Consider the following 22,933-nt stretch of genomic DNA (forward strand, 5'->3'; position numbering starts at 1 on the left):
CGCGCGGGTGGGCCTTATCCGGCGCTCTCTCCGTCGCCCGCGGCCTCCAGGTCACCTTCCAGTTCAAGGTAAGTGGACTGCAGGCCGGCCAGCGTGGCTTCCTGAGGAGCCTCCCACAGGCCACGCTCCGCGGCCTCCAGCAGGCGCTCGGTCATGCCGCGCAGTGCCCACGGGTTGGACGTCCGCAGGAACTCGCGGGTCTCGGCGTCGAAGACGTAGGAGGCGGCCAGCGACTCGTACATCCAGTCCTGCACGACACCGGCGGTCGCGTCGTAGCCGAAGAGGTAGTCGACCGTCGCGGCCAGCTCGAACGCGCCCTTGTAGCCGTGACGGCGCATCGCCGCGATCCAGCGCGGGTTGACCACCCGGGCGCGGAACACCCGGTGGGTCTCCTCCTGCAGGGTGCGGGTGCGGACGGCGTCCGGCAGCGCGCTGTCACCGACGTAGGCGGCCGGCGACGTGCCGGTGAGCGCGCGGACGGCGGCCACCATCCCACCGTGGTACTGGAAGTAGTCGTCGGAGTCGACGAGGTCGTGCTCGCGGGTGTCCTGGTTCTTCACCGCGATCTGGATGCGGCGGAACGCGGTCTCCATGTCGGCGCGGGCCTCGGCGCCGTCCAGGCCGCGCCCGTAGGCGTAGCCGCCCCAGACCGCGTACACCTCGGCCAGGTCGGCATCCGAGCGCCACTGCCGGGAGTCGATCAGCGGCAACAGGCCGGCTCCGTACGCGCCCGGCTTCGAACCGAAGATCCGCGTCGTCGCGCGGCGCAGCGCGGCCGGGTCGGCCGTGCCGGCGGTGCCGCCGCGCCCGCCGACCGTCGGGACGGCCCCGAGCGCCGCCAGGTCGGCGCGGACGTGCGCGGCCAGCGCGTTGACGTCGTCGGGCTCGTCGAGCACCGCCACCGCCCGCACCGCGTCGTCGAGCAGGGCCACGACGTGCGGGAACGCGTCCCGGAAGAATCCGGAGATCCGCACCACCACGTCCACCCGCGGACGCCCGAGCTCCGCGCCCGGGACGACCTCGAAGCCGGTGACGCGCCGGGACGCGTCGTCCCAGGTGGGACGGCAGCCCAACAGCCAGAGCACCTCGGCGATGTCGTCGCCCTGGGTGCGCATCGCCGACGTCCCCCAGACGGTCAGCCCGACCGAGGCCGGGTAGCCGCCGGTGTCGGCGAGGTAGCGCTCGATCAGCGAGTCGGCGAGCGCGCGGCCGGTCTCCCAGGCGAGCCGGGACGGGATGGCCTTCGGGTCGACGGAGGCGAAGTTGCGCCCGGTGGGCAGCACGTTGACGAGCCCACGGGTCGGCGAGCCGGACGGGCCGGGCGGGACGAACCGCCCGTCGAGGGCCCGCACGGTGTTGACGATCTCGTCCGGGGTGCGGGCGAGGCGGGGGACGACCTCGGTCGCGGCGAACGTGAGGACCCGCTCGACCTCGGCCCGCGCGCCGGCCGGCACCCCGACCAGCGCCTCCGCTGGCGGGGAGGCGACGTCGGTGGCGGGGATCAGGTGCCCGGCCACCACGGAGCTGACGGCGGCCGGCGACCATCCGGCGTCCTCAAGCGCGGCGACCAGCGACCGGGCGGTCTGCTCGAACGCGTCGACCCGCGCCCGGGAGGCCTCGGTGTCGCCCTCGGTGTGGCCCAGTGCCGCGCGCAGCCCGGGTACCGCCCCGGCCCTGCCCGCCCACATCTGGTTGGCGCGCAGGATGGCGGTGACCAGGTTCGTCCGTGCCTCCCCCGCCGGGGCCATCCCGAGGATGTGCAGGCCGTCGCGGATCTGGGTGTCCTTGACCTCGCAGAGGTAGCCGTCGACGTGCAGCAGGAAGTCGTCGAACTCGGCGTCGCTGGGACGGTCGGCCTGCCCGAGGTCGTGGTGCAGCTGGGCGGACTGGATCAGCGTCCAGATCTGGGCGCGTACGGCGGGCAGCTTGGCCGGGTCGAGCGCGGCGAGCGTCGCGTACTCGTCGAGGAGCTGCTCCAGCTTGGCCATGTCGCCGTAGGAGTCGGCGCGGGCCATCGGCGGTACGAGATGATCGACGATCACGGCGTGGGCGCGGCGCTTGGCCTGCGTCCCCTCCCCCGGGTCGTTGACCAGAAACGGGTAGACGAACGGCAGGTCGCCGAGGACGGCGTCCGGCGCGCACCCCGCGGACAGCCCCAGGCCCTTGCCGGGCAGCCACTCCAGCGTCCCGTGCTTGCCGAGGTGGATGACGGCGTCCGCGCCGAAGACCTCGTCCAGCCAGCGGTAGGCCGCCAGGTAGTGGTGGGACGGTGGCAGGTCCGGGTCGTGGTAGATCGCCACCGGGTTCTCCCCGAACCCCCGCGGCGGCTGGATCATCACGACGACGTTGCCGAACCGCAGCGCGGCCAGCACGATCGCCGGCTCCGCCGCCGGCCCGCCCGGTCCGCGCCCGGCGCCGGTCCCGTCCAGGCCGCCGTTGTCGAGGCCGCCGTCGTCGACGTAGAGGGAGCCCGGCGGTGGGCCCCAGTGCTCGGCCATGGCGCCGCGCAGCGACTCCGGCAGCCGGGCGAACCATCCCTCGTAGGTGGACGCCGGCACCCGCGCCGGCGCCGCGGCGAGCTGCTCCTCGGTCAGCCACTCGACGTCGTGCCCACCGGCGGCGATCAGGGCGTGGATCAGGGCGTCCCCGGCCGCGGCGTCCGGCCTGACGTCCCCCGGCCCGCCGTCGGCGGAGCGGAGGTCCTCGCCCGGGTAGCCGTCGCCGAGGTCGTAGCCGGCGGCGCGCAACGCGTCGAGCAGCAGCACGGCCGACGCCGGGGTGTCGAGCCCGACGGCGTTACCGACCCGCGAGTGCTTCGTCGGGTACGACGAGAGCACAATCGCAATCTTCTTCTCGGCGGTCGGGGTGTGCCGCAGCCCGGCCAGCCGGGACGCGATCCCGGCGACCCGGGCGGTGCGCTCCGGATCGGCCACGTACACCGGGACGCCGTCCGCCCCCTGCTCCTTGAACGAGAACGGGACGGTGATGATCCGGCCGTCGAACTCGGGGATGGCGACCTGCATCGCCGCGTCCATCGGCGACAGACCGGCGTCGCTGTCCACCCAGACGGCCCGTGACGAGGTCAGGCACAGCCCCTGCACCACCGGGACGTCGAGCGTGGCGAGCGCGCCGACGTCCCAGGCGTCCTCGTCGCCGCCGGCGGACGCGTCCGACGCCCGGGTGCCGCCGGCGGCGAGCACGGTCACCACGAGCGCGTCGACGCCGGCCAGGTCGTCGAGCACACCGCCGGCCGCGGCGCCCCGCAGCGTCGAGCAGAACACCGGACGCGCGTTGGCCCCGGCTCCCTCGAGCGCGTCGCACAGCGCGTCGACGAACGCCGTGTTCCCGGAGGTGGCGTGCGCCCGGTAGAACACGACACCGACGGTCGGGCGGTCCGGCTTGGCCACCCGGTCGCCGTGCGGCCCGTGCGCGGGCAGCTCCACCGGCGGGRCGAACCCCAGCCCGGTGAGCAGCAGCGTGTCGGAGAGGAAGCGGTAGAGCTCGGCGAGGTTCCCGACGCCGCCCTCGGCCAGGTAGGCCAGCGCCTCGGTGGCGACGCCGGCCGGAACGGTGCCGCGTGCCATCAGCGCCGCGTCCGGTGTCGATTCGCCGCCGAGGGCGACGACCGGCAGCCCGCTCGCCACCGTCGCGGCGAGGCCCTCGGCCCAGGCCCGTTCACCGCCGAGCAGGCGCACCACCACCACGTCGGCCCCGGCGAGGAACGCCGGCACCTCCGCCGCGTCGAGCCGGGCCGGGTTGGCGACCCGCCAGGGCACGCCGCTGGCCCGCGCGGCGAGCAGCTCGGTGTCGGCGGTGGACACCAGGGCCAGCACCGGGTCAGCGGCCGGCACCGGCTCGGCCGGGACGCCGCCCGGCGGTGTGTTCGGCATTCAGGGTGCTCCCGGGGGGACGAAGGGCAGGCCGGCGGGCGCGCCGCGGTCGAGCAGCGCGCGCACCGTGGCGATGTCGAGATGGTCGGCGACCAGGTCGCCGAGGGCGTCCAGGCGGCGCGCCCGGACGTCGGCGAAGCAGGTGACGGCGGGGTGGAACGAACGGCCGGCGGCCGCCGCCACCCCGGTGAGGAACGCCCGCCGGAACTCGTCGTTCTCCAGCAGGCCGTGCCAGCTCGTGCCGGACACGCCGCCGCGGCGCACCCCGTCCACCGCGAACGGCGCCGCGGAGCCGCCCGTGCCGGGCAGGGCGTCGTCGACCGTGGGCCGGCCGTGGCGGATCTCGTAGCCGGTCACCGGATGCCCGTCGGCGCTGACGCCGTGGCGGCGGCCGAGGACCTTGTCGGCGGCGAAGCGGGTGACCAGCGGCAGCAGGCCGAGCCCCGGCACCTCGCCGGCACCCGACTCGATCTCGTCCTCGATGCGCACCCCGAGCATCTGGTATCCGCCGCAGATGCCGAGGATCGGCAGGCCGGCGGCGGCGCGCGCGGCGAGGGCGTCGGCCAGGCCGCTGCGGCGCAGCCACGCCAGGTCGGAGACGGTGGCACGGGTCCCGGGCAGCACGACCAGGTCGACGTCGGCGATCTCGTCGGGGGTGGTGGCGAGCCGCACGGAGACCCCCGGCTCGGCGCGCAGGGCGTCCAGGTCGGTGATGTTGGACAGCCGGGGGAAGCGGACGACGGCGACGCGCAGCCGGTCCGGGCCGGTGTCGGCCGCGCCCGACCCGTCCGCCTCGGGGTCGGGGTCGGGGTGGGAGCGCAGGTCCAGGGAGTCCTCGACGTCCAGCCACAGGCCGGGCAGCCACGGCAGCACGCCGAGGACGGGACGTCCGGTGAGGCCCTCGAGCTGGCGCAGCCCGGGTTCGAGCAGCCGCGCGTCGCCCCGGAACCGGTTGATCACCCAGCCGGCGATGTGGGCCTGGTCGGCCCGGTCGAGCAGGGCGAGCGTGCCGAACAGCGCGGCGAACACGCCACCCCGGTCGATGTCGCCGACCACGAGGACGGGCAGGTTCGCCGCCCGGGCCAGGCCCATGTTGGCGATGTCGGTCGCGCGCAGGTTGATCTCGGCCGGTGACCCGGCGCCCTCGCAGATCACCGCGTCGAAGCGGCCGCGCAGGTCGGCGAGACAGTCCAGGACGATGCCCAGCAGGCGCTCCTTGTGCGGCCGGTACCCGAGCGCGTCGACCTCGGCGACGGGACGGCCGAGCACGACAAGCTGGCTGTGCCGGTCCGATCCCGGTTTGAGCAGCACCGGGTTCATGGCGGCTTCGGGCTCCACCCCGGCCGCGGCGGCCTGCATCGCCTGCGCCCGCCCGATCTCGGCGCCGTCGGCGGTGACCACCGAGTTCAGCGCCATGTTCTGGGCCTTGAACGGTGCGACGCGCACCCCTTCGCGGGCCAGCCAGCGGCACAGGCCGGCGGTCAGGACGCTCTTGCCCGCGTCCGAGGCGGTTCCCGCCACCAGCAGTGCCCCGCCCGCGGCCGGGCGAGTCATCCCGCCTCCCGCGGGCCGCGGGAGCACGCCCGGCGCGCCCGCAACGTGTCGAGGGCGGCGACCGCGCCGGCGCACACCACGACCGAGGCCGCGCTGACCGCGCCGGAAAGACGGGCCGCCGCCGCCAGGTCGCCGGCTTCGGCCGGACGCCCGGACCCCAGCTCGGGACGGTGCTCGACCCCGTGCGGGTACCGCAGCTCACCACCGAGACGCAGGCCGAGCGCACCGGCGAACGCGGCCTCGACCACGCCCGCGTTCGGGCTCGGATGCGATCGGCCGTCGCGGCGCATCACCCGGAACGCCTCCGCCGGGGAACCGCCGACGACCGGGGCGCAGGCGCAGGTGAGCAGCGCGCACATCCGGGCCGGCAGCAGGTTCGCCGCGTCGTCGGTCCGGGCCGCGGCCCAGCCGAACCGGCCGTGCCGGGCGTCGCGATAGCCGACCATCGCGTCGAGGGTGTTCGCCGCGCGGTAGGCCACCAGCCCGGGCAGCCCGGCGACGGCCCCCCACAGCAGCGGGGCGACGACGGCGTCCGAGGTGTTCTCCGCCACCGACTCCACCCCGGCACGCGCGAGCCCGCCGGCGTCGAGGGCCGACGGGTCCCGCCCGCACAGCGACGGCAGCCGCGTCCGGGCCGCGCGCAGGTCGCGGCGTTCCAGCTCGCCGCCGAGGGCCCGGCCCTGGCGCCGCAGCGAGGTGCCGCCGAGCACCGTCCAGGTCGTGGCGGCGGTCAGGCCCGCGCGGGCCAGCGCCGCCCACCGTCCCGGGCGCCGACCGGCCAGCGCCCGTTCCGCGCCGGCGGCCGCGGCGCCCGTGCCGGCGACGAGGACCGTGGCGTACGCCGCGCCGACCAGCCGGCTGTCACGGTGGACGGCCCGCTCGAGGCCGCCGGCGACCCGCCCGAAACCGGCCACGGGATGGCCGCGGGCAGGGTCGGCGAGCACCGTGTCGAGGGCCGCGCCGAGGACGAGCCCCACCATGCGGGCGCGGCTCACCCGGCCGACGGCGCCGTGGCCTGGCTGGAGGCGCGGGTCTCGTCCGCGCGGGCGAGGGTGCCGGCCTGGCGCGCCGGCGCCGGCGCCGGGCTCAGCACCCGGTGGGCGAGGGGCCCGAACACCAGTCCGAGCGTCGCCCACAGCACCGCCTGGGTGCCCAGCGAGGCCAGCCGGAACCGCCACAGCAGCTCGGCCGGGAAGGACGCCGGCACCTCGTTGATCACCGGCATGACGACCGCGGCCATGGTCACCAGCACGGCGAACACCGCCGCCGCCGCGAGAGCGGCGTTCCAGGTGCCGAGACGGGCCGACACCAGGCGCCCGACCTGGGCCGCGATCAGCGCGGCGAGCACCGCCACCAGGACCATGACGACGTAGAGGCCGGTCCGGCGGTCGATCGTGTCCGGGTTGCCGACCGCCGGTGGGTTCGCCGGGTACTTCAGGAACGGCACCACGGCCACCGCGACGAAGCCGGTCACCGCGACCACCGCGGCGGTGGGCCGCATCCCGCCGGTGCCGATGCGGCCGTAGGCGACCGCGCACGCGATCGCGAACAGCCCACCGATCGCGATGCCGTACACCCCGGTCGCGACCGCGAGACCCAGACCCTTCTGGGTGCTCCGGGAGACGACCTCCTCCTCGGCGTGCTCACCGGGAGCCGGCGGGGGCGCCGACGCCTCCTCGATGGCGATCGAGGCGTCCACCTGGGGCTCGCCGGTGATCGACGCGAACCCGAAAGCCAGCAGACCGGCGAAGAAACCTGCGAGCATGCCAAAGACAAGCAGCCTGCGCATCATGTGGAACGGCCTCCGCCGTAGGCCGGAGAGAATCCTCCGGGACAGGCGGTCAGTGGCAGGGGAAGCCCAGCAGGTGCCGGCCGTCGTGCACGAACTCGTGCATCCAGGTTCCGCCGATGAGGGAGAACGCCCCCTCCTCGGAACCGACGAAGTAGATGCCCAGCAGCATCAGCGCGCCGGCGAGCACCGCCCACGGGACGATGTCGCGCAGCGGAAGAGGCAACGGCAGGGGACGAGCGGTACCGCCGGCGAGCGGCGTGGCGGCGGGCGAAGAAGAAGCGGAGTCGGGCATGCGAAGACCTCCCAGGGATCACGCGTCCGGCTGGTGGATTCGTGATGAAACGGGTCTGACTTCCGGACTGGAAACGGAATGCTCCAGCGGTCACAGTGGCGCGGCCGTGCCGGTATCTCACCGGCTTCCTGTCAACATCACGACTAGCTTCGACAGGCTACGAGGTTCCTTAAGGAACCGTCAACAGCGAGTTTCGCCTGTCACATCCCCGCCCATCGCCCGGCAGGTCGTGCCGGTCTCACACGGACATCGAGTAGGCGACCACGCCGCGGCGGATCGCGTCTATCGCCGCCCGGGCGGCCCGGCCGACGCCGAGGATCCCGTCGGTGCCGGGGTGCGCCTGCGGGGTGTTTCCGTCCGAGTCCGGGGTGTGCCCGTCCGGGGACGGCCTGGCGGCCGTCTTCGCCGCGTAGACCGGGGCGACCTGCGCGATCTGGTCCAGCAGGTCGATGAGCTGGCGCATCCAGCGGACGAAGTCCCCGGCCGTCAGGTCCGCGCCGGCGTCCTCGAGGACCTTCTCCAGCCCGCGCCCGCAGGCCCAGCCGTGCGCGGCCGCCACGAAGCCGAGGTCGGGCGGACGCAGGAACCCGAGCCGGTGATGGTCCTCCGCGGCGCCCAGCCGGGTGTAGACACCCGCCATGTCCGCGAGCGCGTCGCGCAGCGCGCCCCCACCGGGGATCGTCGGCGCGGCGACGTCGTCACCGCGTGGCTCGAAGACCAGCGTCGAGACCGCGGCGGCAAGCGCGGGTGGGGTCAGACCCTCCCACACTCCCGTGCGCAGGCATTCCGCGACCTGCAGATCCTGCTCGGTGTAGATGCGCGCCAGCATCGCGCCCGCGTCGGTGACGGAGTCTCCGCCGACGGCCAGGTAACCGAGCTCGGCGAGCGTGTCGCGGACCCGGTCGAAGGTCCGGGCCACCGTGTTCGTCCGCCCCTCGACCTTGCGCTCGAGCCCGGCTGTCTCGCGGCGCAGGCGGTCGATGCGTTCCGCCGAGCGCAGGTGCGCCTCCCGCTCCGGGCAGTCGTGGACGGGATGGGCCCGCATCGCGCGGCGCAGCCGGGCCAGCTCGGCGTCGTCCGCGGCCAGCGAACGCGCCCGCTCGCGGCGGCCGGGCTCCTCCGGCAGCCGGATGTTGCGCAGCGACGAGGCCAGGTCGCGGCGCGCCTGCGGCGAGCGGGGGTTGAACGACTTCGGGATACGGACCCGGGCCAGCGGCTCGACGGCCACCGGAAAATCAATCATGGACAGGCGCCGGACCTGGCGGTCCTCGGTGAGGACGACGGGGCGCGGCCCTTCCGCCGAGCCCTCGTCGACACCGGCGTCGAGCACCACGGCAAGCCCGCCGCGCCGCCCGGCCGGCACGCGCACCACGTCACCGCTGCGCAGCTTCGCCAGCGCCGCGGCGACCTCGGACTGGCGGCGCACCGTCCCCGCGCGGGACAGATCGGCCTCGCGCTCCCGGATCTGGCGGCGCAGCCCGTCGTACTCGGTGACCGAGCCGCGGTCGCATTCGAGGGCGGCGGTCAGCTCCTCGATCGCCGTCTGGTTGCGGCGCACCGCGCGGGCGATGCCGACGACGGCCTTGTCCGCCTGGAACTGGGCGAACGACGACTCCAGGACGGTGCGCGCACGCTCGGCGCCGAGGCGGCCGACGAGGTTGACCGCCATGTTGTAGGACGGTCGGAACGACGACTTCAGCGGATAGGTCCGGGTCGAGGCCAGGCCGGCGAGGGCGAGCGGGTCCAGCCCGGGCTGCCACAGCACGACGGCGTGGCCCTCGACGTCGATCCCGCGCCGCCCGGCCCGCCCGGTGAGCTGCGTGTACTCGCCGGGCGTGATGTCCGCACGGGTCTGGCCGTTGAACTTGGTGAGCCGTTCCAGGACGACGGTGCGCGCGGGCATGTTGATCCCGAGCGCCAGGGTCTCGGTGGCGAACACCGCGCGGACGAGCCCACGCACGAACAGCTCCTCCACCACCTCCTTGAAGGTGGGGAGCATGCCCGCGTGGTGCGCGGCGATACCCCGCTCCAGCCCTTCGAGCCACTGCCAGTAGCCCAGGACGGCGAGGTCGGCCTGGGGCACCCCGGCCGTGCGGGCCCGCACGTGCTCCCGGATCTCGCGCTGCTCGTCGGGGGACGTCAGCCGCAGACCCGCCTGGATGCAGGACGTCACCGCGGCGTCGCAGCCGACCCGGCTGAAGACGAACAGGATCGCGGGCAGCAGGCCGGCACGGTCCAGCCGGACGATGACGTCGGGCCGGTTCGGCGGCCCGGAGCGGCGCCGCCCGTTCCCGGCCCCGTTCCCGGCGCCGGGCCGGCCCGGCCGCGACGACCGGGGCCCGCGGCCGCGCTCGTACACCGCGCGGGACTCCTCCCGGGCGAGCCGGAGCAGGTCCGGGTTGACCGCGCGCCCCCCGGCCGCCGCACCGGCACCGGCGATATCAGCGGCACGGGCTTCAGCGGCACGGGCGGCGGGCCGACTGCCCGGGGTGGCGCCCCCGACGGACCCTGGGGCGGCGCCCCGCCCGTTCGGCCCCGGGCCGCGACGCGAGAACGCCGGAACGCCCGGATCCAGCCCGGACGGCTGGTCGACGAACAGGTCGTGCAGCGTCCGGTCCGCGAGGAGGTGCTGGAACAGCGGCACCGGGCGGTGCTCACTGACGATCACCCGGGTGTGCCCGCGGACGGTGACCAGCCACTCGGCGAACTCCTCCGCGTTGCTGACCGTCGCCGACAGCGAGACGAGCCGCACGTGCTGGGGCAGGTGAATGATCACCTCTTCCCAGACGGCTCCGCGCTGGCGATCGGCGAGGTAGTGGACCTCGTCCATCACGACGTAGCCGAGGGAGTCCAGCCGGGCACTGCCCGCGGCCTCGGTGTAGAGCATGTTGCGCAGGACCTCGGTGGTCATCACGACCACCGGAGCGTCCCCGTTGCGCGAGGTGTCGCCGGTCAGCAGGCCGATCGAGGCCGCGCCGTACCGGGCGACCAGGTCGGCGTACTTCTGGTTGGACAGGGCTTTGATCGGGGTGGTGTAGAAGCAGCGTGTGCCGGTCGCGAGCGCCAGGTGGGCGGCGAACTCACCCACGACGGTCTTGCCGGCACCCGTCGGGGCGGCGACGAGGACACCCTCGCCCTGCGCGAGCGCCGCGACCGCCTCGGACTGGAACGGGTCGAGCCCGAACGGGTACCGGGCCGCGAACTCCTCGACGGCTCCGGGCGCGGAGGACACGAAGCTCACCCTACGCTGCCCGGGAGCAGCGCAGGACCCGGGTTGTGCCGGTCAGGTGATGTCGCCGTGGGAGCCGTCGGCCGTCGCGGCGCCGGAGGCTCCGGCCGCGACCGCGTCGCCCTGCGCGGTGGCCCGCGGGTCGGCGGTACGCGGCGCCGGGGCCGGGGGGACCCGCTCGCCCGCGGACTCGTCGAAGTCGAGGGAGGAGGTCTCGTCGTCACCCAGGCCGGCGTAGGGGGACGTGTCCCCCCGGCGGGCCTTGCGCCGGTCGTTGAGCCAACCGATGATCAGCGCCACCTCGTAGAGGATGACCATCGGCAGGCCCAGCGCGAGCATGGTGAACGGGTCCTGGCTGGGCGTCACCACCGCCGCGAACACGAACACGAGGAAGATCTCGGCCCGCCGCCAGGACCGCAGCTTCGCCGTGGTGACGAGACCGGCGAGGTTCAGCATCGTGACCAGCAGCGGCACCTCGAACGACAGCCCGAACACGAGCAGCATCGCGATGACGTAGCTGAGGTACTTGCTGCCGTCGAGGATGCTGACGAGGCCGTCGCCGCCGAAGCCGAGCAGGAAGTTCAGACCGGTCTCGAGCGTGACGTAGGCGAAGAAGCCACCGGCGGCGAAGAGCACCAGCGACGAGCAGACGAACGTCAGCGACCACCGGCGCTCGTGGCGGTGCAGGCCGGGGGTGATGAAGGACCAGAGCTGGTAGAGCCAGACCGGTGCCGAGAACACCGCCCCGGAGATCATCGAAATCTTCAGCCGGATCGTGAAGGCGTCGAGAATGCCGAAGAAGTAGAGCCGGCACGAACCGTCGCCGCCGCTGAAGTCACCGCGCTTGTCCGCGGGTAGGGCGCAGTACGGATCGATCAGCCACTGGAAAATATCCGGCTCGACGATGAAGCAGACGATCGTGGCGACGGCGAAGGCGATCAGCGCCTTGGCCAGCCGGTTCCGCAGCTCGCGCAGGTGCTCGGTGAGGGGCATCCGACTGTCCTCGACCGTGCGTGTGCGCCGATGGTGCACAGACGTGGCGAGCCTGCGCGGGTTGGGCAACCGTGGCACGGGCTGAGGCTCCTGCTCGATGTGGACGGCACTCGATCGGGACGATCGACTTGACGGGACGACGAATACAGGCGGTGGGCGAACGGCCCACAATCATGGCCGTGCCCCCGCCGGGTACTCGGGACGGGAACGCAGCCGACCCCGACAGCGGTCGGGCGCGCGCCGCGCCCGAGCACCTGACCGCCGTCAGCGACGGACGTGACCCGCCCGCGGAAGGCCTGTCGACCCGCGGTGGAGAACGATCCGCCGCAGGTCAGCCGGCCTGGGGCAACTGCCCGGGCCGTGTTGGGACGGTCAGCGGCGCTCGGCGTCGACCGGCGCCACGCCGTTGACCGACGGGCTGGTCGCGGCCGGAGCGGCCGGGCGGCTCTCGATCGGAAGCGGGGCGACGGGCTGCGCGGCCGGAGCCGGGGCGGCCGGAGCGGCGCTCGTGTCGTCGTCGCGCAGGCCCTTCGTCTCCGCCTTGAAGATGCGCAGCGACCGGCCGAAGGAACGCGCCGCGTCTGGCAGTTTCTTCGAGCCGAAGAGCACCAGAACAACCAGCGCGATGATGATGATCTCGGTCGTGCCCAGGTTTGGCATGGCAGGCGTCCTCCGATTGCCGGTCCGGTCGGGAGACCGGTGCGCGATCGATGCTACGTCGGTCAGCCTAGGAGGGGATAGACCGTAACCGGGTATCCCACAGGTGACGTGTACGCAACGTGGAGATGATCGGCTATCTCACCACATCGGATGGTGACTGTCGTCCGGTTCACGTCCGGCCCGAAGGCGCCCCCACCGCGCAGYAGGTCAGCAGGTCAGCAGGTCAGCCGGCCCGGCTCGCGAGCCGGCTGGAGACCTCGGTCGACTCCAGCCGCCCCGCCAGCTCCGCGGCCTTCGTGGCCAGCTCGGCCGCGTGGTCCTTGAGGTCCATCGCGGCGTTCTTCGTCGCGCGGACCTTGCCCCACAGGCGCAGCGCGCACAGCACGAGCACGCCGAGCGAACCGACGGTGAGCACGAGGTGAGCGAACAGCAGCAGCACACCGGTCACCCTATGGGCTCCTCGGCGTAGGCGGCGAGGGCACGATCGGCCAGCTCGTGGACCCGCGCGGCCACCGAGGCCGGCTCGACCCGCCGCACCTGCGCACCCAGGCCCAGGACCAGCCGGTTCAGCCACGACGGCTCGGAGACCCGCAGCAGCACCGACACTCCCCCGTCGGGCAGCTCACACACGTCGGAGACGGGGTAGTAGTCGACGACCCAGCGGGCCTGCGGCTCCAGGTCGAGGCGCACCGGGATGTCGTCCGGCCCCGGCCGGTACACGCCGTCCGCGGTGTCGCGCGGCGTCGCGGTCGGCGGCGGCTGCGCGACGACGTCCAGGACGACGGCCCCACCGCGACCGTCAATGCGGTCGAGCCGGAACAGCCGCACCGCCGACGCCCGGTGGCACCATCCCTCGAGGTACCAGTGCCCGTCCCGGACGAGCACCCGCATCGGGTCGACGTCGCGCACCGTCATCTCGTCCCGCGACCACACCAGGTAACGCAACCGGACGCGCCGGCGGTCCCTGATCGCCCCCTGCAGGATGGCGAGCACCTCGTCGTGGGTGTCGAGCGCGACGCGCACATGCCCGGCCGGCTCGTTGCCGACGGCGTCCTCGACCTTGCGCAGTGCCTGGTCGAGCGCCTCGCGCCCGACCAGGCCGGGGACGTCGGTGAGCGCCCGGGCGGCGACGAGCAGCGCGGTGGCCTCGTCCGCCGACAGCCGCAGCGGGCGGTCGAGCGTCTGGGGGTCAACGACGGTGACCTGGTCGCCGGAGTAGCTGACGTCGATGAGGTCGCCGGGCGCGCCGCCGGGCAGCCCGCAGACGAACAGCAGGTCGAGGTCGTCGCGCAGCTGGCGCACCGTGACGTCGAACTCCGCGGCCGCGGCCTCGAGTGACACGCCGGGATGAGCCCGCAGCCAGGGCACAAGGGCCAGCAGCCTGCTGAAACGGTCGGTGGAGCCGCTCACCGCGGCCCGGTCCTCGCCAGCCATCCGGCCCGCCCGCCGTGCTCGCCGCCCGGCACATCGCTACCGGGAGCACCGTCGCTACCGGGAGCACCGTCGGTGGACGTGGCTCCGGCGAGCCGGGTGCCGCGTTCGGGCGCCGTGGCTTCCAGGGTGGCCCGCAGCCGGCGGATGACCTCGGCGCGCAGGTCCGCGGGACCGAGGACGGTCACGTCAGGCCCGTAGCCGACGATCCAGTGGGCGAACCGCTCCACGTCGGAGAAGTCGACGTTCAGCAGGTCGGTGTCCGGCACCGGACTCATGGGCAGGTCAGGACCCGGCGCCTCCGCCGGGCGGGCCCGGCGGCGCAGCGCGTGCCCGCACCCGCGCCGGACCCGCAGCAACGCGCTGCGGGTGTGCTCGGGCGGCTCCGTCGAGGAGATCATCGCCCGCAGGTCCACATCGGGGGGGACCGTGAACGCGCCGGGCGGGCCGACCRCACGCACTCCGCCGGTCACCCTGGAGAGCCGGAACACCCGTGGCGCGGCCCGCCGCAGGTCGTGCCCGACCAGGTACCAGCGGCCCCGCCAGGACAGCACCCCCCACGGCTGCACGTGCCGCTCGGTGTCCTCGGTCTGCCCGGGACGGCGGTAGGGGAAGCGCACCACCCGGCCGGCCTGGACGGCGGCGAGCGCCGCCTCGAAGGCCGGCTCGGCCGTGTCGACCCGCGGCTCGAAGCCCTCGAACCCGCCGGGCCCAAGCGCCGAGGAGGGTCCCGCCAGGAGATCGGCCCCGCCCAGCCCGGCGGGGCGCACCGGGGCACCGGCGGCTGCCAGTTTGCGCAGCGCGCTCGCGGCCGGGGCGGCGAGGGTCGCGCTCGACCACAGCGAGGCGGCCAGCGCGAGCGCCGCGAACTCGTCCGGGTCGAGGGAGATCTCCCCGAGTGCGTAGTCGCCGCGGCGGATGCGGTAGCCGAGCTCGTCGCTGAACGCTGAATCCTGGCCGGTCTCGACCGGGATACCGAGCTCGCGCAGGTACTGCTTGTCACGCTCGAACATGCGCCGGTAGGCCTCCTGCGCCTCCTCCGACTCCCCCGGGTCGTACCCCTCCACCATCTCCCCGATCTGGGACACGGTGAGGAACCGCGATGTCGCCATCAGGCACATCGTCAGGTTGAGCAGGCGCTCCAGCCGTCGGCGGGACACATCGGATGAGGCTAGCCGCACTCGACGTCAACGTGGTAACCGCCCCGCCGCCGCCGCGGGGCGGTGAGGACCGTCGTGGCCCCGGCCAGGACCTACCCGGCCGGGGCGGCGACGCGACGCGTCAGAGAGACCCGGCCCCCGGATCGGCCGTGCCCTGCGACGTGCCCTCTTCGGCGCCGGCCGGCACGACCTCGAGCAGGTCGACGATGAACACCAGCGAGTCATCAGCCATGATTATCGGCGGCTGGCCGCCCATCGGCCCGTAGCCGAGCTCCGGCGGGATCACGATCAGCCGGCGGCCGCCCGCCTTCATCCCGTCGATGCCCTGACCGAAGCCGGGGACCGTCCGGAGCAGGGAGAAGGTGTCCGGGGCGCCCCGCTCCCAGCTCGAGTCGAACTCCTTGCCGGTCTTCCAGATGGTGCCGACGTACTGGATCTGGACGGTGCTCGTCGCGCTGGCCGCCGCGCCCTCACCGGTCACCAGATCCTGGGTGACCAGGTCGGTCGGGGCCAGGCCCCTGCCCGCCGCGGCTACGGGCTTCTGGGTGAGGTCCACGGCGTTCTCGACGGCCGGCGGGCCGCCCGCCCGTGCACCGGCGTCCTGCGCGGCGGACGGGACCGGCGCGGCGGCCGTCCCGTCGGGCGTGTCCGACGAGCTGCACGCGGCGAGCGGCACCAGCAGGACGGCGGGGAGGGCGAGGGCGGCCAGCCGGTGACGGCGGCGGGCGATGACACCACGAAGCGAAGAGATCACGGAAGCAAAGATCCTCTGGATACTGCGCGGCACCGCCGCCGCGGCACGCGGGGCCGCCGGCCGGCGCCACGCGCTCGAGCTGCCTGAACCTGTGGAGTCAGACTGTAGAGGACAAGCCTCCGCGCTTCGGCACGACACCGGCCGGCCGGGCCGGCGCGGCCTACATGCTCGCGATCAGCTTGTCGACGCGGTCGTCCACCGACCGGAACGGGTCCTTGCACAGCACCGTGCGCTGGGCCTGGTCGTTGAGCTTGAGGTGCACCCAGTCGACGGTGAAGTCGCGCCGCTTCTCCTGCGCCCGCTTGATGAACTCCCCGCGCAGCCGGGCCCGGGTGGTCTGCGGCGGCACCGACTTCGCCTCGAAGATGTCGAGGTCGCGGGTGACCCGCTCGACCAGACCGGCCCGCTCCATCCGGTAGTAGAGCCCGCGGTCACGGTGGATGTCGTGGTACTTCAGGTCGAGCTCGGCCACCCGCGGCGACGCCAGCGACAGCCCGTGCTTGAGCCGGAAGCGGTCGATGAGGACGAACTTGGTGACCCAGTCGATCTCCCGGGCGACCAGCTCCAGGTCCTCGGTCTCGATCGCGAGCAGGGTGCGGCCCCACAGGTCGAGCACCCGCTTCGCCACGGCGTCCCCGCCGCGCCRCTCGACGAACTCGACCGCCTTCGAGTAGTACTCGCGCTGGATGTCCAGCGCGCTCACCTCACGGCCGTTCGCCAGCTTGATCCGACGCTGGCAGGTCATGTCGTGGGACACCTCGCGGATCGCCCGGATCGGGTTCTCCAGCGACATGTCGCGCAGGACGACCCCCGCCTCGATCATGCGGAGCACCAGGTCGGTGGAGCCCAGCTTGAGCAGCATCGTCGTCTCGCTCATGTTCGAGTCACCGACGATGACGTGCAGCCGACGGAAGCGCTCGGCGTCCGCGTGCGGCTCGTCGCGGGTGTTGATGATCGGACGCGAGCGGGTCGTCGCCGACGACACCGACTCCCAGATGTGCTCGGCGCGCTGGGAGATGCAGTACACCGCCCCGCGCGGGGTCTGCAGGACCTTGCCCGCGCCGCACAGGATCTGCCGGCTGACCAGGAACGGGACCAGCACGTCCGCCAGGCGGCTGAACTCGCCGTGCCGCCCCACGAGGTAGTTCTCGTGGCAGCCGTAGCTGTTCCCCGCCGAGTCGGTGTTGTTCTTGAACAGGTGGATGTCCCCGGCGATGCCCTCTTCGCGCAGCCGGCGCTCCGCCTCGACGAGCAGGCCCTCGAGGATCCGTTCGCCCGCCTTGTCGTGCGTCACCAGATCGGGCACGGAGTCGCACTCGGGGGTGGCGTACTCCGGGTGGCTGCCGACGTCCAGGTAGAGCCGGGCGCCGTTCTTGAGGAACACGTTGCTGCTACGGCCCCAGGACACGACGCGTCGGAACAGGTAACGGGCCACCTCGTCCGGCGACAGCCTTCGCTGCCCGCGGAACACGCAGGTGACGCCGTACTCGTTCTCCAGCCCGAAGATGCGGCGATCCACGAGACCGACCCTATGCTCGGAACCCGCCTTCGCGTGGGGAGACGCTCGGGCTGGTCTCAGCTGTGGCCTCCCGGGGGCGCACGACCAGCCCGGCGGCGACCGCGGCCGCCGCCGGCGCGGCGGTGGCTTCGCTCGGAACCGACGTCCCGGCCGCGATCGTCCCGGCGCCGCCCGCGCGCTCCCGGCCGAGCAGGATCAGGACGATCCCGGCGACCGCCCAGATCGCCAGGACGGCCGCCCCACGCCCGCCACCGGCGCCATCGAAGTACAGGGTGGACCGCAGCAGGGTCACCCCCGCTCCGGGCGGCAGCAGCTGACCCAGGCCGCCCCACGGCGTCGGCAGCATCTCCGGCGCCGACGACGCGCCGGAGAGGGCCGCGCCGAGCACGGTCACGCCGACAGCCGCGACGAGCCCGCGCCCCCCGGCCACCGCGCCCAGCCCGAGGACGGGTGCCACCACGGCCCCGGCGACCATCGCCAGGACGACCACGCTGCTCCCGAACGTGTCGGGCAGCACGTCGAGACCCCCACCGAGGGCCAGGGTGCCGGCCACCCCGGCGGCCACCATGAAGCCGACGAGGCCACCGAGACGGGCCTGCCTCGTCCGGGCGGCGCGCGCCAGCAGCACGCCCGCCGCCGCCGCGATCAGCACCAGCGGCAGGTAGCCGGCGGACACCCCGCCACCCTGATGATCGGCGGAGGCGTTGGGGACGACGTCGACGACGGGGATCCGCAGATCGGGAAACGTCACCGACATTCCGCGGACCAGCGCCTCGGCCACGGCGGGGCTCGCCGCGGACGCGAGGCGCAGCGCGAGCCCGTCGTCGGTGATGACGAACGCGGCGTAAGCCTTCCGGTCGCGCAGCACCCGGTCGGCGGCGGCGGCGTCCGGGACGACACCGATGCGCAGGGCGCCCGGCGACATCCGTTCGACCGCCTCCGTGAGGGCCTTCGCGCCCTGCGGCTGGCCGGCGACGACCACGGGAAGCCCACGGGGACGCACCGAGGTGACCGTGGAGCCGTAGAGACAGACGACGAGGCCGAGCAGGACGGACATCCCGAAGACCGTCACCGCCGTGCGGCGCACAGGTCCGGCCGTGCGGCGCACAGGTCCGGTGGCGCGGCCCGCCGCGGCTCGGAGGCGGTGCCAGCGCCCGTCTTCCGCCGTCAGATCCATCGGCCCTCCACTACGATCACTGGGATCCGTCGCCATTCAGACACCGAAGGTGAGCGACGTGCAGCGTCGCTCAGATCACGGTGCGACGGCGCGGTGGCGGGCCGCAGGCGGCGTGTCCGACCCAGACCACCCACCGCCCCCGGTACCCGGGCACGCGGGTACCCGGGCACGCGGGTACCCGGGCACGCGGGTACCCGGGCACGCGGGTACCCGGGCACGCGGGTACCCGGGCACGCGGGTACCCGGAGGTGACCCGACTCGTGAGCGCTCGGCCCGGATGGTGATGGGACTGGTAATCCGGGGGAAAGATGGCGGCCATGACAGCCGAGACGAACGAGCAGCGAACCCGTCACCTGCGGACCGACGTGTCCGCCCGCGGCCGTACCCCGGCGACGGTGATCGCGCCCGCCGCCGACGACCCGCCCCGGGGCGGCGTCGTCGTGATCCAGGACGCCCGCGGGATCACCCCCTACCTCCTGTCCGTCTGCGACGACCTCGCCGAGGCGGGCTACCTGACGATCGCGCCGCACCTCTACCACCGGGACGGCATCGCCGAGGTCGACCCGGCGGATTCGTGGGCCGGTGCGCTGCCGCAGATGGCGACGCTGACCGGCGCCGGGATCTCCGCCGACGTCGACGACTGCGTGGGGCACCTGGCCGACGCCGGGTTCGGGCCGGGGCAGACCGCGATCGTGGGCTTCTGCATGGGCGGCACCGTCGCGCTGTTCGCCGCGACGCGGACGCCGCTGGCCGGGGCCGTGTCGTTCTACGGCGGAGCCGTCAGCTCGCCGGCGTGGCCGGGCGTCCCGGCGCTGCTCGAGGTCGCGCCGTCGCTGCGCGGGCCCTGGCTGGGTCTCTACGGCGAGGAGGACACGATGATCCCCATGGCGGACGTCACCGGCCTACGGGCCGCCGCCGCCCGTTCGGGGCAGCCGACGGAACTCGTCAGCTACCCGGGCGCCGGCCACGCCTTCCACAGCCACGACCGATCCGCCGTACACCGCCCCGGGCCGGCGGCCGACGCGTGGCAGCGCACCCTCACCTTCCTCGACAGGCGCGTACGCCCGTCCTGACCCTGGTGGCCGCGGGGCCGATGTGAGCCGTCCGCGCCGTACCCGGACGGGCCGGGACACCTCGCAGGGAGGCCGCCCGCCGGGACGGCGCCCTCGGCGCGACAAGGGGAACGGCGTGTTCGGCGAGCCGGACGGAAAACTCGTTGGTGGCGCGCACGCGGGCGGTGTAACGTCCCGCCGACACGAACGGATCAGCCCGAGTCGGCCTGGGAACAGAGCCGCCGGGCCGCCGAGATCACGCAGGAGGTGGGCCATGGCCGCGCAGACGGTGTTTGCCCAAGACGCACTGCTCCGCCGCCTCCACCGGGCCACCGACTGACGTCGCCCACCCCACCACCCGGTTTCGGCCGCGTGGTCTCCTCGCACGCCATGGGTGGCGCGCGTCCAGTGGGGCCCCCGTTACAAGGGTCTCGACGTTGTCTTCTCAACACTTGTCACGTTCTCCACGGGTCCAGTCGGGCCGGCGATCCCCGTCCTTCGACCCGCCACCGCCCGACACCGCGGCTCTCCCTACTCCCACGGCGCCCTCGCCGGGGAGGACCGGCACGACCGGTTCCGATCTGGTCCGTCATGGCTGGACCGACGGCGACRAGGCGGGGTTCGCGCCCCGCCGCGACGCCGGGTTGGCACCCGCACGGGTCCTCCGGCGCGACCGGGGACGCTGCGAGCTGATCACCGAGCACGGCCCGGTGAGTGCCGAGATCGGTCGTGCACTTCCCGCCGGGTCGGATCTGTCGCCGTGCACGGGCGACTGGGTGGCCGTCGGAGCCTCCGTGCCCACGCCGTCCATTCCGAGCACCGGAGCAGCACATCTGGTGGTCGCCGAGCTGCTGCCGCGACGCAGCGCTCTCGTCCGCTCCTCGGCCTCGCGCAGGTCCGACGGGCAGGTGCTCGCGGCGAACATCGACCTCGTGGTGATCGTCGCCGCGCTCTCGGCCGCGCCTGATCTCGCCCGGCTCGAACGGCTGCTCGCACTAGCCTGGGAGAGCGGCGCCCAGCCGCTGATCGTCCTGACCAAGGCCGACCTGGTGCCACGCGAGGACACGGAAAGACTCGGCCCGTCCACGCTCGACGCGGTGGCCGCCGCCGCGCCCGGAACCGACATCCTCACCGTCTGCGCGCTGGACGGCACCGGCATGGACGCGCTGCGCGCCGCACTCGCCGGGACGTCGCCGCCCGGCCGATCGGCGGTGCTGGTCGGGCCCTCCGGCGTCGGCAAATCAACGCTGGTCAACGCTCTGCTCGGCGAGGAGCGGCTGGCGGTGGGGCGAGTCCGCGCCGCAGACGGGAAGGGGCGGCACACAACCGTCAGACGGGAGCTGATCGCGCTGTCCTCCGGCGGAATTCTGATCGACACGCCCGGGATCCGCGGCGTGGGCCTGTGGGATGCCGAGCAGGGGCTCGACGCGACCTTCACGGAGATCGCCGATCTCGCCGTGGCCTGCCGGTACGCGGACTGCGCGCACGACACGGAACCCGGCTGCGCGGTGCTCGCCGCGGTCGAGGACGGCTCGTTGCCCGAGCGGCGGCTGCGGAGCTACCGCAAACTGCGGCGCGAGAACACCTGGATCCAGTCACGCGGGGACGCCCGCCTGGCCGCGGAAGAGCGGGCGCGTTGGAAGGCCATCCGCAGGGAACAGCGGCGCCTCTACACCGGCCGCGAGCGGCAGGGACGCCAGCGGTGACCGGGCGAGGCGAAGCGGGCCGGTCAGACGGAACGGACGGAACGGACACCGCGCGTGAGATCACTCGGGTGTTCTGGGCGCTACACGAAGGACTGCCGCGTCAGTCCGCCGGGTCGGACGCAACGACACGCCGGCTGCTGGAACTGGCCGGCCTGCTGCCCGACCGGCCCCGCGCCCTCGACATCGGATGCGGTCCGGGGCGCGCGTCACTGGTGCTCGCGCGGGTCGCCCGCGCGGACGTCACCGCGGTCGACCTGCACCACCCCTTCCTGGCGGAGCTGCGACACTCGGCCGCGGCGTCGGGGCTGGGCGGGTGGATCCGTCCCGTACTCGCGTCGATGACCGATCTGCCATGCCCCGACGGCGACTTCGACCTCGTCTGGGCGGAGGGCTCGGCGTACATCATGGGCTTCGCCGCCGCACTGCGGGCGTGGCGGCGGTTACTGGCTCCGGCCGGGGTGCTCGTGGTGTCCGAGCCGGTCTGGACGGTCGATGATCCTGCGCCGCCGGCGAGGGCGTTCTGGGACGCGGTCTACCCGCTGCGGACGGTCGCGGCGACGGCGGACGTGGCCCGCGCCGCGGGCTACGAGGTGGTGGCGACATTCCAGCAGCCGGACAGCGACTGGTGGGCGGAGTACTACGACCCGCTGAGCGCCCGCCTCGATCAGGCGGAGCGGACCGGTCTCGGGACGGCGGCCGGCCGAGCCGCGCTGGACTCGTGTCGGGCCGAGATCACGCTCCGGCGGACCCACGGAGCCGACTACGGCTATATGGGTTTCGTCCTGCGCCCGCGCCCGAGCTGAGCAGGCCCCCGGCGCGACCCGGCCGACCACGTCCGGTCGGCCGGGTCGCGCCGGCCGCATCCGGCCGCCGGGGGTCGTGTCAAGGCCGACGATCCGTGGCCTCTCGATGGGACTCAGTGCCCCTTGGAGGCCACGGATCGAACCCGGGAGACCAGGAAAGGACGACGGACGAGGGGACCTCCCGACACCCGCGCGTCAGGACGCGGGCGGGGCGGTCTCCTCGAGCAGTCCGTCGAGCTGGCTACCGACGATCCGCTTGAACAACCGCCGGGAGCGCTTCCGGTCGAGCATCGCGACCTCGAGGTTCCCGGCCGTCAGCGTGCGCTCCCCGTTCTGCGCCCCGGGCGGCGCGCCGGCGGTGAGCGCGTCCACCGCCACGCGCAGCGCGGTGGCGAGCGGCTGGCCCTCCGTGTGGTGCTCCCGCAGGGAGGTCAGCACCTGCTCGGACTGACCGCCGATCGCGATGAAGCCACGCTCGTCGGCGATCGAGCCGTCGTAGGTGAGACGGAAGATCTGGTCATCCGCGGCGGTGTGCCCCACCTCGGCGACGACGATCTCCACCTCGTAGGGCTTGATGCTCTCGGTGAAGATCGCGCCGAGGGTCTGCGCGTAGGCGTTCGCGAGCGCCCGGCTCGTGACATCCCGCCGGTCGTACATGTAGCCGCGAGTGTCCATGATCCGGATGCCGGCCGTGCGGAGGTTCTCGAACTCGTTGTACTTCCCCACCGCGGCGAAGCCGATGCGGTCGTACATCTCGCTGATCTTGTGCAGGGTCGTCGACGGGTTCTCGGCGACGAACAGGATGCCGTCGACGTAGGTGAGGACGACCACGCTCCGGCCGCGCGCGATGCCCTTGCGCGCGTACTCGGACTTGTCCCGGACCTGCTGTTCGGGACTTGCGTAGCCGAACGGCATGGTCAC

The 22,933-nt window shown here is 73.8% G+C and carries 18 protein-coding genes; 3 read left to right on the forward strand and 15 right to left on the reverse strand.

Going from position 1 to position 22,933, the window contains the following annotated elements; translation table 11 throughout:
* Positions 1–14: 14 nt before the first annotated feature.
* The 14 genes from cobN to BBK14_RS16625 all read right to left on the reverse strand — a co-directional run bounded on the left by cobN (position 15) and on the right by BBK14_RS16625 (position 18,451).
* Positions 15–3,890 carry a cobaltochelatase subunit CobN gene (gene cobN / locus BBK14_RS16560; RefSeq protein WP_198541319.1) on the reverse strand — a complete coding sequence of 1,292 codons (3,876 nt, stop codon included), beginning with the start codon at positions 3,888–3,890 and terminating at the stop codon, positions 15–17.
* Positions 3,891–5,444 carry a cobyric acid synthase gene (locus tag BBK14_RS16565; protein ID WP_071063855.1) on the reverse strand — a complete coding sequence of 518 codons (1,554 nt, stop codon included), beginning with the start codon at positions 5,442–5,444 and terminating at the stop codon, positions 3,891–3,893. It abuts the gene before it with no gap.
* The gene (locus BBK14_RS16570) at positions 5,441–6,439 is read right to left on the reverse strand and encodes a cobalamin biosynthesis protein (protein ID WP_083391010.1); all 999 of its coding nucleotides are present in this window, start codon (positions 6,437–6,439) and stop codon (positions 5,441–5,443) included. Before BBK14_RS16570 ends, BBK14_RS16565 begins: the two co-directional genes overlap by 4 nt.
* On the reverse strand, positions 6,436–7,236 hold the full coding sequence (locus BBK14_RS16575) for a CbtA family protein (RefSeq protein WP_071063535.1): 801 nt from the start codon (positions 7,234–7,236) through the stop codon (positions 6,436–6,438). The genes BBK14_RS16570 and BBK14_RS16575 overlap by 4 nt, the downstream gene beginning before the upstream one ends.
* 49 nt (positions 7,237–7,285) lie before the next feature.
* Entirely contained in the window at positions 7,286–7,528 is a 243-nt protein-coding gene (locus BBK14_RS16580; protein ID WP_071063537.1) for a CbtB domain-containing protein, read from the reverse strand.
* Between the two features lie 238 nt (positions 7,529–7,766).
* Entirely contained in the window at positions 7,767–10,760 is a 2,994-nt protein-coding gene (locus BBK14_RS16585; RefSeq protein WP_071063859.1) for a DEAD/DEAH box helicase, read from the reverse strand.
* A gap of 51 nt (positions 10,761–10,811) precedes the next feature.
* Positions 10,812–11,828 (reverse strand): twin-arginine translocase subunit TatC, encoded by a 1,017-nt coding sequence (gene tatC / locus BBK14_RS16590; protein WP_071063539.1) that lies wholly within the window; start codon positions 11,826–11,828, stop codon positions 10,812–10,814.
* 294 nt (positions 11,829–12,122) lie between these two features.
* Positions 12,123–12,410 (reverse strand): Sec-independent protein translocase subunit TatA, encoded by a 288-nt coding sequence (tatA, locus tag BBK14_RS16595; protein WP_071063541.1) that lies wholly within the window; start codon positions 12,408–12,410, stop codon positions 12,123–12,125.
* Positions 12,411–12,633: 223 nt separating this feature from the next.
* Positions 12,634–12,858 (reverse strand): hypothetical protein, encoded by a 225-nt coding sequence (locus tag BBK14_RS16600; RefSeq protein WP_071063543.1) that lies wholly within the window; start codon positions 12,856–12,858, stop codon positions 12,634–12,636.
* Positions 12,855–13,820 carry a helix-turn-helix transcriptional regulator gene (locus BBK14_RS16605; RefSeq protein WP_071063861.1) on the reverse strand — a complete coding sequence of 322 codons (966 nt, stop codon included), beginning with the start codon at positions 13,818–13,820 and terminating at the stop codon, positions 12,855–12,857. Before BBK14_RS16605 ends, BBK14_RS16600 begins: the two co-directional genes overlap by 4 nt.
* Positions 13,817–14,953: a helix-turn-helix transcriptional regulator gene (locus tag BBK14_RS16610; RefSeq protein WP_241831574.1), complete on the reverse strand. Its 1,137-nt coding sequence runs from the start codon at positions 14,951–14,953 to the stop codon at positions 13,817–13,819. Before BBK14_RS16610 ends, BBK14_RS16605 begins: the two co-directional genes overlap by 4 nt.
* A gap of 169 nt (positions 14,954–15,122) precedes the next feature.
* Positions 15,123–15,755: an FKBP-type peptidyl-prolyl cis-trans isomerase gene (locus BBK14_RS16615; RefSeq protein WP_071063545.1), complete on the reverse strand. Its 633-nt coding sequence runs from the start codon at positions 15,753–15,755 to the stop codon at positions 15,123–15,125.
* Between the two features lie 160 nt (positions 15,756–15,915).
* Positions 15,916–17,274: a Pup--protein ligase gene (pafA, locus tag BBK14_RS16620; protein WP_071063547.1), complete on the reverse strand. Its 1,359-nt coding sequence runs from the start codon at positions 17,272–17,274 to the stop codon at positions 15,916–15,918.
* Between the two features lie 10 nt (positions 17,275–17,284).
* Positions 17,285–18,451, reverse strand: a complete 1,167-nt coding sequence (locus tag BBK14_RS16625) for an ABC transporter permease (RefSeq protein WP_071063549.1) — start codon at positions 18,449–18,451, stop codon at positions 17,285–17,287.
* 308 nt (positions 18,452–18,759) lie between these two features.
* Here BBK14_RS16625 and BBK14_RS16630 point away from each other — a divergent pair, with 308 nt between their 5' ends.
* The 3 genes from BBK14_RS16630 (at position 18,760) to BBK14_RS16640 (ending at position 22,012) form a co-directional block, all read left to right on the forward strand.
* On the forward strand, positions 18,760–19,524 hold the full coding sequence (locus tag BBK14_RS16630) for a dienelactone hydrolase family protein (protein WP_071063551.1): 765 nt from the start codon (positions 18,760–18,762) through the stop codon (positions 19,522–19,524).
* A 773-nt stretch (positions 19,525–20,297) separates the two neighbouring features.
* Positions 20,298–21,209, forward strand: coding sequence for a ribosome small subunit-dependent GTPase A (gene rsgA / locus BBK14_RS16635; protein ID WP_241831575.1), 912 nt, complete (start codon positions 20,298–20,300; stop codon positions 21,207–21,209).
* A complete protein-coding gene (locus BBK14_RS16640) occupies positions 21,206–22,012 on the forward strand; it encodes an SAM-dependent methyltransferase (protein ID WP_071063552.1) in 807 nt (268 codons plus the stop codon). Before rsgA ends, BBK14_RS16640 begins: the two co-directional genes overlap by 4 nt.
* A gap of 195 nt (positions 22,013–22,207) precedes the next feature.
* On the opposite strand, the gene prcA is transcribed toward BBK14_RS16640, so the two are convergent.
* Positions 22,208–22,933: a proteasome subunit alpha gene (prcA, locus tag BBK14_RS16645; protein WP_071063554.1), complete on the reverse strand. Its 726-nt coding sequence runs from the start codon at positions 22,931–22,933 to the stop codon at positions 22,208–22,210.

Source organism: Parafrankia soli, from assembly GCF_001854695.1.
In the GTDB taxonomy this organism is placed as follows: Bacteria; Actinomycetota; Actinomycetes; order Frankiales; family Frankiaceae; genus Parafrankia; species Parafrankia soli.

What these genes read in the sequence shown, in the direction of transcription:
- BBK14_RS16625 (WP_071063549.1), bottom strand. Translation starts at nt 18,451, where the DNA reads ATGGATCTGACGGCGGAAGACGGGCGCTGGCACCGCCTCCGAGCCGCG.
- BBK14_RS16565 (WP_071063855.1), bottom strand. Translation starts at nt 5,444, where the DNA reads ATGACTCGCCCGGCCGCGGGCGGGGCACTGCTGGTGGCGGGAACCGCC.
- BBK14_RS16580 (WP_071063537.1), bottom strand. Translation starts at nt 7,528, where the DNA reads ATGCCCGACTCCGCTTCTTCTTCGCCCGCCGCCACGCCGCTCGCCGGC.
- BBK14_RS16630 (WP_071063551.1), top strand. Translation starts at nt 18,760, where the DNA reads ATGGCGGCCATGACAGCCGAGACGAACGAGCAGCGAACCCGTCACCTG.
- tatA (WP_071063541.1), bottom strand. Translation starts at nt 12,410, where the DNA reads ATGCCAAACCTGGGCACGACCGAGATCATCATCATCGCGCTGGTTGTT.
- BBK14_RS16575 (WP_071063535.1), bottom strand. Translation starts at nt 7,236, where the DNA reads ATGATGCGCAGGCTGCTTGTCTTTGGCATGCTCGCAGGTTTCTTCGCC.